Source organism: Nocardia sp. NPDC055029 (assembly GCF_053608525.1).
On the sequence record NZ_JBSGVQ010000019.1, the window covers coordinates 1 to 9,218 of the forward strand.

Here is a 9,218-nt window from a genome sequence, read left to right on the forward strand (position 1 = left end):
CCGCCGGTCAGGCGCCGTTGCGTACGCGACGAAGGAGCAAGCAACGGTGCCTGACCGGCGGGACTGGAGGGGCCGCGACCTCGAGCGCGCCAGCGCTCCAAAAACACAGCTCCAAAAACACAGGAGAACGATGACGAGTACCCACTCCACCGACGGCGCCCGTGCACATGCGCGAGCCCAGGCCGCGGCGGCCACGATCGCCAGCCCTGACCTCCCCGCCGGGGTCGACCCGGCAGCAGTCGTTATGGCGCAACGTATTCCGGCGGGCGGCTACGCGAATGTGGTCCTCGGCCGAGGCACCCGGGTCCGGCTGGCCGACCCGACCGGCACCACCTGCGCTCACCTGTTCCTGCTGCGCGCCGAATCACCCTGGGAGCGGCTGAATGTCGCCGACACCGTGAAGGTGCCGTGGCAGGCCTATCTGAGTGCGGGACATCCGCTGCTGTCCGACCAGGGCCGGGTACTGGCCACCGTGGTCGCCGACTCCGCCGGGCACCACGACACCCTGTGCGGGTCCACCGCCGACGGCCGCCACCAACTGCACCTGGCCGGGGCCAAGCAGGGCCTCGAGCCACGTGACATCGGCCCGTCGATCGCGTTGTTCCGTGGTGCGCGGGTCGCCGCGGACGGCGCGATCGAGTCGACCGGCAACGGTCCGGCGGGCGCCGCCGTCGACCTGATCATCCACCTGCCGGTGACCCTCCTGGTCGCCAACGCTCCCCACCCACTCGACGACCGCCCCACCGGCGACCTCGACATCCTCGCCTGGCCCTCGCCGGCCGATCTCGCGGCCACGCCCAACGACGACCCCGAATACCGGCGGGCCGTGGACAACACCGAAGCCGCCTGGGCGGCCGCGCAGAACACGGAGGTTCTGGCATGACAACGACCACCCGCACCGTCGTGCTCGACGAGACCGTCCCCGCCGAGGCGCCGTGGTCGGCGATCGTGCGCGCGGGCGATCAGCTCGAGATCATCGACCTGCACGGCAACCAGGCCGTCGACTGCCTGCTCTACTCCGCCGCCGACCGCACCGACCGCTACAGCGCCCAGGCCACGATCGCCGCCCAGCGCAATATCTTCCTCACCACCGGCAGCGTCCTGCGCACCGAACGCGGCACACCGCTGATGACGGTCGTCGCCGACGAGGTGGGCAACCACGACACCATCGCCGGCGCCTGCTCCCAGGAATCCAACACCCTGCGCTACGGCCACCACACCCGTCACCAGCACGCCTGTGTGGAGAACTTCCTGACCGCGGCTCTCGAATGGGGTTTGGGTAAGCGGGATCTGGTGTCCAACATCAACTGGTTCATGAATGTGCCGGTCGAGGCCGACGGCACGCTCGGCATCGTCGACGGGCTGTCGGCACCGGGCAAGAAGGTCACGGTGCGGGCCGAGATCGACACCCTGGTGCTGGTCTCCAACTGCCCGCAGATCAACAACCCCTGCAACGGTTTCGACCCGACGCCGGTCCGCATGGTGGTGACCCGATGAGCCTCACCGACACCGGAGTCGATGTCATCGCCGCGCGCGTCGGCTCGGCCGAGCCGCCCGCCGCGGACACTGACGATGCGGGTACCCGTCGGCCGGAGGCCGTGGCCGTGAACTCCGGCGTTCCGGTATCCACGTCTCCCCCTCAGCTCGCGCGGCGCATGGACGTCCTGCGCCCCGGGATGCAGACCACCGTGCAGGACTGGCCGGGCCGAATCGGCTACTGGCACATCGGTGTTCCCCCGTCGGGTCCGATGGATGACCTGTCGTTCCGGCTGGGCAATCGGGTGCTCGGCAACCCGGAGGGCGCCGCGGGGCTCGAATGCACTCTCGGTGGACCTGCGCTGCGCTTCAGCGAGGCGACGTGGGTATGTGTCACCGGCGCGGTCGCCGATGTGCGCGTCGACGGCCGTCCGGTGGAGCAATGGCGCACGATCGAGGTCCCTGCCGGTGGCGTCCTCGATGTCGGCGCCATTCACGGACCGGGCATGCGCACCTACATTCTCGCCTCCGGCGGCATCGACGTCGAGCAATTCCTCGGCAGCGCAGCGACATTCACCCTGGGCAAGTTCGGTGGCGGCACCGGCGCGGCACTGCGTGCCGGCGAATCGCTGACGCTCGGCGAACCAGCGCATCGCCGCGCCCCCGCCGTCCCGATGGCCGACATCCCCGCCTTCGGCCGCCGCTGGGAACTCGCCGTCACCGAGGGCCCGCACGGCGCACCGGAGTTCTTCACCCGCAACGATTTCGACACCATCCTCGGCACCGACTACGAGGTGCACTTCAACTCCGACCGCACCGGCGTCCGCCTGATCGGCCCGAAGCCGGAGTGGGCGCGCACCGACGGCGGCGAGGCGGGCCTGCACCCGTCGAACATCCACGACAACGCCTATTCGATCGGCGCGCTCGACTTCACCGGCGACACCCCGATTCTGCTCGGCCCCGACGGCCCGAGCCTGGGCGGTTTCGTCTGCCCGGTGACTGTCGTCGCGGCCGACCGCTGGAAACTCGGCCAGCTCACGCCGGGCGACAAGGTCCGTTTCGTTCCCATCCGCGCCGAACATGCCGCTCCCACACACGAACTCGGGGCGCGCCGTCGCGCCTCATTCGGCAGCGTCCTCTCGGCCGGGCGTGATGGCGACGACGGCATCCTGCGCCGCACCGAGGTCGACGACGAGACCGGCGTGACCTATCGCAGACAGGGCGACGACGGCGTCCTCGTCGAATACGGCACGCTCACCCTGGATCTCGGCCTCCGCGCCCGCGTCCACGCCCTGCACCAGCATCTGATCGAAGCCGGTCCGCGCGGAGTCGTCGAGCTCACCCCGGGCATCCGCTCTCTGCAAGTCCGCGTCGATCCCGCCGTCCTCCCGATCCGACAGCTCCTCCACCTGCTCGCCGAAGCCGAAGCGCACCTACCGAATTCCGATCAGCTCGTCGTCCCGAGCCGCACTGTCCACCTGCCCCTCTCCTGGGACGATCCGTCCACCCGCGAGGCGATCACCCGCTACATGCACGGTGTCCGCGCCGACGCCCCCTGGTGCCCGTGGAACATCGAGTTCATCCGCCGCATGAACGGCTTGGATTCGGTCGACGACGTCTACCGCACCGTCTTCGACGCCGAATACCTGGTCCTCGGCCTCGGTGACGTCTACCTCGGCGCCCCGGTCGCCACCCCCACCGATCCACGCCACCGCCTGGTCACCACCAAATACAACCCCGCCCGCACCTGGACCCCCGAGAACGCCGTCGGCATCGGCGGCGCCTACCTCTGCATCTACGGCATGGAGGGCCCCGGCGGCTACCAGTTCGTCGGCCGCACCACGCAGGTCTGGAATCACCGCGCCAGACCGAGCGGCGCCGCGGGACCGGGCGTCGACCGTTTCGCCACCGACGCGGAAACCCCATGGCTCCTGCGCTATTTCGACCGCATCCGCTGGCACCCGGTCGAAGCGGGCGAACTGCTCGACCTCCGCGCCGATTTCGCCGCGGGCAAGGTGGACGTCACCGTCGAGGACGGCGAATTCCGTCTCGCCGACTATCGTCGATTCCTCGCCGACAACGCCCCCGCCATCGCGGACTTTCGTGCCGTCCAGGCCGAGGCGTTCGCCGCCGAGCGCCAATCCTGGCGCACCGCAGGCGAACTCGCGGACTGATCCACCACGTCAGGGCGCGACGGCGGCCATCGCCTCGATCTCGATGAGCGAGGCGAATAGCGTCAGCCCTGGTCGGCGATGGCGGTAGCCGCCGGGTTGGTCGCATCCCGGATGACGCGCAGGCCCGCGACCAGGCCGTCCAGCTGGTCGGGGGTCAAAAGGCCGGTGAGCCATCGCTCCAGCGCCGCCAGGTAGTCGGGCAGCACCTCTTCGAGGCGGCGGACACCGGCGTCGGTCAGCGCGGCATAGGCGCTGCGCCGATCGCCAGGATCCAGCTTGCGTTCGACCAGACCCGCCGCGGCCAGGCGATCGACCAGCCTGGTGACTCCGCTGGTGGACAGCGCGGTTTGCGCGGCCAGATCCGACATGCGCAGGCGCTGATCCGGCGAACGACTCAGCCGCATCAGGGCATTGAGATCGAGCCCGGAGATGCCGTGTGCCTTCCACGTCGGTTCGAGCCTGGCGACCAGGCCACTGGACGACTCGAAGAGGAGACCGGAGATGGTCAGCCGGGGATCGTCGAACATCGCGTTCACGGACATGACGTCCACTCTAGCCGATACTTGCCCTGGGGATAGTTGACACGAGGAATATCTCGGAGTAAGACTATGCGTACGCAATATTCCTCACAGCAACTACTGGAGAGATCATGCAGCACAACACGTGGGTCGCCGGCTTCCGATCCGGCGTCATCAGCCCGTACGAGCAGATCAAGCTCAACGAATCCCGCGCGTTCGACAACGAGACCGTGCGCCACGTGGTGCGGATGGCAGGGGGTGGCGACGCGGTGCGCGTGCGGCTGACCAACCGCTACGGCCGCACCCCCTTGACGATCGGCGCAGCCCGCATCGCCACGCGCAAGTCCGGCTCGGCGATCACCGCCGACACCGATCGGCAGCTCCGCTTCGACGGCGCCGACACCGTCACCATCGCACCCGGCGCCGACCTGGTGAGCGACCCGATCGATTTGCCCGTCGCCGCAGGCGAAGATCTCCTGCTCAGCCTCTACCTGTCCGAGCCCACCGGCCAGGCGACGTTCTCGCACCAGCCCGCCGAGATCGCCTACGTCGTTTCCGGCGACCACACCTCCGACGTGGAACTACCGGATGCCGATGAGCTTCCGTTCCGCTTCTTCCTCACCGGCGTCGACGTGCTCGCCCCCGCCGATACCCGGATCGGCGTGGCGATCGGCGACTCGTGGTTCGAGGGCTTCGGAACCACCCCGAGCGCCAACCGCCGCTCGGTCGACGCCATCAATGCCCGGCTCGCCCACGGCTGGGTGGTCAACAACGGCATCTCCGGAAACCGTCTCACGGCCGGCGAGATCGGCGAATCCGGCCGCAGCCGTTTCGATACCGAGGCACTGGAGGTCCCCGGCGTCACCGACATCCTGGTGAACTTCGGCATCAACGACCTCATCCTCGGCGCCATGGGCGGTCAGCCATCGGCCACCGCCGACGAACTGATCGCAGGCTTCACCGACCTCGCCACCCGTGCGCACACGGCCGGGCTGCGCATCCACGCCGCCACCATCGGTCCCTACGCGGGCTGCATCTACCCCGGCATGCCACTCGCCGAAACCCAGCCGACGCGACGCACGGTCAACGAATGGCTGCGCAGCACTGATGTTTTCGACTCGGTCTTCGATGTCGATCGCGCGGTGGCGGACCCGGAGCGCCCCGACTTCATCCGCCCCGAGTTCGACAGCGGCGACGGCATGCACCTCAACGACGCCGGCGCCGCGGCCATGGCGAGCACGGTCGACCTCGCCGCCCTGTTCCGCTGATCGAGTTCACCAGGCTCTGGCGGCGATCGCCGCTCGCACGATGCCGCCGCCAGCGCCTGGTGATCAGCTGTCCACTGCGATGAGCACGGTTTTGCCCGAGGCATGCCCCGCGGCGAAGGCCGCGATGGCGGAGGGCGTTTCCGCCAACGGAATCCGGCGTTCGATCACCGGCTGGAGGGAACCGCCGGTCGCCAAGGCCGCCAGGTAGTCGAGGTCGGCGGCGGCGGGGCGCATCAGCAGAGGTTTCAGGGTCTGGCGGGTGAACAGGTCGGCCAGGACGACCGATCCCAGCCAGCGAATCGGGCCGAGCCAGTTGTCGCCCGGTGCGGCGGCGGAGGAGATGTAGACACCGTCCGGAGTGAGCACTCGGCGGTATTCGCGCAGCGTACGGTTGCCCGCCAAATCGAAGATCGCGTCGTACGGTTCGTCCGCCCGGGTGAAATCGTCCACGGTGTAGTCGACGACGACATCCGCGCCGATGCGTCGCACCATCTCGAGGTGGCGGGTGCTGCACACCGCGGTCACGTGCGCACCCAGCACCTTCGCGATCTGCACCGCGAAGCTGCCCACTCCGCCGGACGCACCGTTGATCAGCACCCGCTGTCCCGGCCCGACCTTGCCGATATCGCGCAGACCCTGCAAGGCGGTCATCCCCGAATCCGGTATGGCGGCAGCCTCTTCCATGCCGAGCGCGGCGGGAACGGTGGCGAACGAACCGGCATCGGCGCGCACGTATTCGGCGAACGCACCACTGGGAACCTCGCCGAATACCCGGTCACCGACCTGGAATTCGGTGACGAGTCCGCCGACGGACACGACCTCTCCCGCCAGGTTCTGCCCGATCATCCGACGCTTGGGCCTGCGCAACCCGAACCCGAGCCGCAGCAGATACGGCGTCCCGTTGAGCAGATGCAGGTCCCCGCTACACAGCGATGCCGCGTGCACCCTGACCACCACATCCCGCACGCCCGGCACCGGCCGCGGCACGATCTCGGCGCGCAACACCTCACCCCCGCCGTACCGAGGAGCTACCCACGCGGTCATCGAAGCCGTATCCACATCGGTCATGACGTCCCTCATCTCGCACTTACAGTGTAAGTATCTTGCGACAGACGCTACACTTACGCCGTAAGTGCGTCAAGAGATCAGTCAGGAGCCCCATGCCACGCACCCCGCTGACCAGGGAACGAGTCCTGCGCACGGCGATCGACCTCGCCGATCAGGAGGGCCTGGACGCGCTGTCGATGCGCAAACTCGCCAAGGCGGTCGGCGTGGAGGCGATGTCGCTGTACAACCATGTCGCCAACAAGGACGACCTCCTCGACGGCATCATCGACTTGGTCGTCGCCGAGATCTACGTCCCCCGCGCAGACGGCGACTGGCAGGCCGAGCTACGCCGCCGCGCCACCTCGGCCCACGAAGTCCTGCTCCGCCACCGCTGGGCCACCGGCCTGCTCGGCTCCCGCGTCAATGTCGGCCCCGCCATGCTCCGCTACATCGACGCCACCCTCGCCTGCCTGATCACCGCGGGCTTCACCTACGAACAAGCCGACCGAGCCTGGAACGCCCTGGACAGCCACATCTACGGCTTCACCCTGCAAGCCATCAACTTCCCCCTCGACCCCTCCGAGTACGCCTCGGCGGCACAGCGATTCCTGCCCCTCATTCCCACCGAGACACACCCCCACATGCACGCCCTGGCCACGCTCGTCATCGCCGGAACACATTCCGGTACAGCCGATTTCGCCTTCGGCCTCGATCTACTTCTCGACGGCTTGGGTCATCTGCTCCCGTAGTCGGGTACGGCCCGGCCGAGACGACGCGTCATCTCGGCCGAACGCCCGTGTGCCGATCAGCCGGCAACCAGATCCGCGCTCCGGCGCACCCCACCCGGATTCTCGTCCTCGCGCCGGGCGATGACTTCCATGACCGCTTCCGCCACCGCCAGACAGGCGCCGAGTCGCGGCGGGAACCGCAACCCCGAATCACGTTCCAGCAGTAGCCGAACCGCGGCCCACGGCAGATTCACGTCGGCGAAGGCGGTGTGGAACAGACCGGCCGAGGGTCGCGGGTTGGCCTCGAGCAACACCGGTTCCCCACCGCGATACCGCAATTGGATGTTGGTCAGATAGGCGAGTTCGAAGTGCCGGACCAAACTGCGCGCGATGTCGACCACCGCTGGGTCGTCCAGCAGGATGCGCAAACGTCCTTGTTTGGCACGCGGAATACCCATCAGCAGTTCACCCCCCGGAGCGGAGAGGCAGTCGATGCTGATCTCGGGATCGTCGAGAAACGGCATGACGAGCAGCGGGGGCACCGATTCCCCGTCCGCCGCCGCCCGGCGCAATGCCCCGGCTACCGCTTCGACCGAGGCCACCGGCCGGGGCGCTGCCCGCAGGCTCGCCATGGTCAGCGGACGGTCGTCCAGAATGCGGAAGCCGAACGCCGAGTATTCACCGCTAGGTTTGATGCAGAGCGTATCCCCGCCCCGAGACAATTCGTCGACGGCGGCGTAGAACTCGTCGACGTCGGTGGCCTCCCGCCACGGCGGCACGGGAATGCCTGCCGCACCGGCCATCTGATAGGTGCGAACTTTGCTGGTCAGCGCCGTCACCGCCGGCAACGGCGAACACATCAGGCTGGTGCCGACTGCCGCGAAGTCCGCGACCCGCCCCGCCAGCGCGTCCAGACGCCGGGGCGGAATGAGCACATCGATGCGGTGCCTGCGACAGAAGTCCAGCGCGAATTGGGCATACTCCTCGTTGCCGACGTATCGAGGTTCGATCGCCGAGACATCGCACGCCGAGAGGGCGGCCGCGCCCGGATCCACATTGCTGGCGTAGATGGTGACGTCCACGCCGTCCGGGTTCTCCCGTAGCAACCGCATGACCTGCACGGTCGCCGCACCTGCACTACTCAGCCAAATCCGAAGCGTTATGGCAACCGCTCCCTTCCTGTTCCCGTAGAGAACCGGACCCTATACCGGTTCCGCGTTCCGCACATTTCGGAGCGCAACACCGCACGTCACGCCCTGGATATCGCAGACGTGGTACGGACGGGATCGGCGGGCTAGCGAGGAAGCAGCGCAGCGGGGTCGAACGTGACCTCGAACGGTGCACGCAACGTCACGGGGCTACCCGCCGACGCGCGATGGGTCTGTTCGTATTCGCCATCGACCCCCAGCGAATAGGCGAAGAGAACCGGAAGGGCCTCGCCGGGCAGCTGGCCTTTGAACGAGTTGATCTCGAATCGCCAGTAGGTGGGGATCCCAGCCTGCGCGTACAGGACCGGCTTCACCAGGCGATCTTGCAGGGTGGTCGACTTCGACACCACCTCGACAGCGAGTTCGACCTGACCCACCGGCACCCCGCGCCCATACCAATCAATCGAACCGGTGGCCACCATGAGATCGGGGATCGGCTCGTCGTCACCGATGAGCACGCCGACGCCGTCCATGACCACACGCTCGGCCGGTACGACAGCGTCGAGAACTTGTGTCAGGCGTTTGATCAACCACTGATGCATCGGCTTCGGTGCTGCATTCACGACGAGCTGGCCATTCAACACCTCGTATCGCAGTCCGTCGTCGGGCATCTGGTCGAGATCCGCGGCAGTCCAGTGATCGGAGTGCGGTAATGGCATCGCCACCCGAACACCTCCGATTCGTTGAGCACAGCGCGCCGCTCGCGCCGAACGATTCGAGTCTAGCGGCTGACTGGCAGTCGTGAAGCGTTGATGCTGCTCGCCTACCAGGGGAAACGGGGTAGGCGAGCAGCACAGCA

General features: G+C 67.9%; 9 protein-coding genes. 5 read left to right on the forward strand and 4 right to left on the reverse strand.

The features are described 5' to 3' along the window. Positions 1-130 precede the first annotated feature (130 nt). The 3 genes from ACWF9G_RS18005 to ACWF9G_RS18015 all read left to right on the forward strand — a co-directional run bounded on the left by ACWF9G_RS18005 (position 131) and on the right by ACWF9G_RS18015 (position 3,650). Positions 131-883, forward strand: coding sequence for a DUF1989 domain-containing protein (locus tag ACWF9G_RS18005; RefSeq protein WP_452516519.1), 753 nt, complete (start codon positions 131-133; stop codon positions 881-883). Beyond that, complete coding sequence (locus ACWF9G_RS18010; protein ID WP_379311203.1) at positions 880-1,497, forward strand: urea amidolyase associated protein UAAP2; 618 nt, start codon at positions 880-882, stop codon at positions 1,495-1,497. The genes ACWF9G_RS18005 and ACWF9G_RS18010 overlap by 4 nt, the downstream gene beginning before the upstream one ends. 158 nt (positions 1,498-1,655) lie before the next feature. Continuing rightward, a complete protein-coding gene (locus tag ACWF9G_RS18015; protein ID WP_452516591.1) occupies positions 1,656-3,650 on the forward strand; it encodes a 5-oxoprolinase/urea amidolyase family protein in 1,995 nt (664 codons plus the stop codon). A 62-nt stretch (positions 3,651-3,712) separates the two neighbouring features. On the opposite strand, the gene ACWF9G_RS18020 is transcribed toward ACWF9G_RS18015, so the two are convergent. Further along, positions 3,713-4,192: a MarR family winged helix-turn-helix transcriptional regulator gene (locus ACWF9G_RS18020; protein WP_379088218.1), complete on the reverse strand. Its 480-nt coding sequence runs from the start codon at positions 4,190-4,192 to the stop codon at positions 3,713-3,715. A gap of 107 nt (positions 4,193-4,299) precedes the next feature. On the opposite strand from ACWF9G_RS18020, the gene ACWF9G_RS18025 reads away from it, so the two are divergent. Further along, the gene (locus ACWF9G_RS18025; protein WP_452516521.1) at positions 4,300-5,436 is read left to right on the forward strand and encodes a GDSL-type esterase/lipase family protein; all 1,137 of its coding nucleotides are present in this window, start codon (positions 4,300-4,302) and stop codon (positions 5,434-5,436) included. 63 nt (positions 5,437-5,499) lie between these two features. Here ACWF9G_RS18025 and ACWF9G_RS18030 read toward each other — a convergent pair whose 3' ends face one another. Then, entirely contained in the window at positions 5,500-6,504 is a 1,005-nt protein-coding gene (locus tag ACWF9G_RS18030; RefSeq protein WP_452516523.1) for an NAD(P)-dependent alcohol dehydrogenase, read from the reverse strand. A 92-nt stretch (positions 6,505-6,596) separates the two neighbouring features. On the opposite strand from ACWF9G_RS18030, the gene ACWF9G_RS18035 reads away from it, so the two are divergent. Then, positions 6,597-7,232, forward strand: a complete 636-nt coding sequence (locus tag ACWF9G_RS18035) for a TetR/AcrR family transcriptional regulator C-terminal domain-containing protein (protein ID WP_452516525.1) — start codon at positions 6,597-6,599, stop codon at positions 7,230-7,232. Positions 7,233-7,288: 56 nt separating this feature from the next. Here the strand turns inward: ACWF9G_RS18035 and ACWF9G_RS18040 are convergent, their stop codons facing one another. Further along, positions 7,289-8,323: an ATP-grasp domain-containing protein gene (locus ACWF9G_RS18040; RefSeq protein WP_452516527.1), complete on the reverse strand. Its 1,035-nt coding sequence runs from the start codon at positions 8,321-8,323 to the stop codon at positions 7,289-7,291. Between the two features lie 182 nt (positions 8,324-8,505). Next, positions 8,506-9,078, reverse strand: a complete 573-nt coding sequence (locus tag ACWF9G_RS18045; RefSeq protein ID WP_452516593.1) for a Uma2 family endonuclease — start codon at positions 9,076-9,078, stop codon at positions 8,506-8,508. Positions 9,079-9,218: the final 140 nt, after the last annotated feature.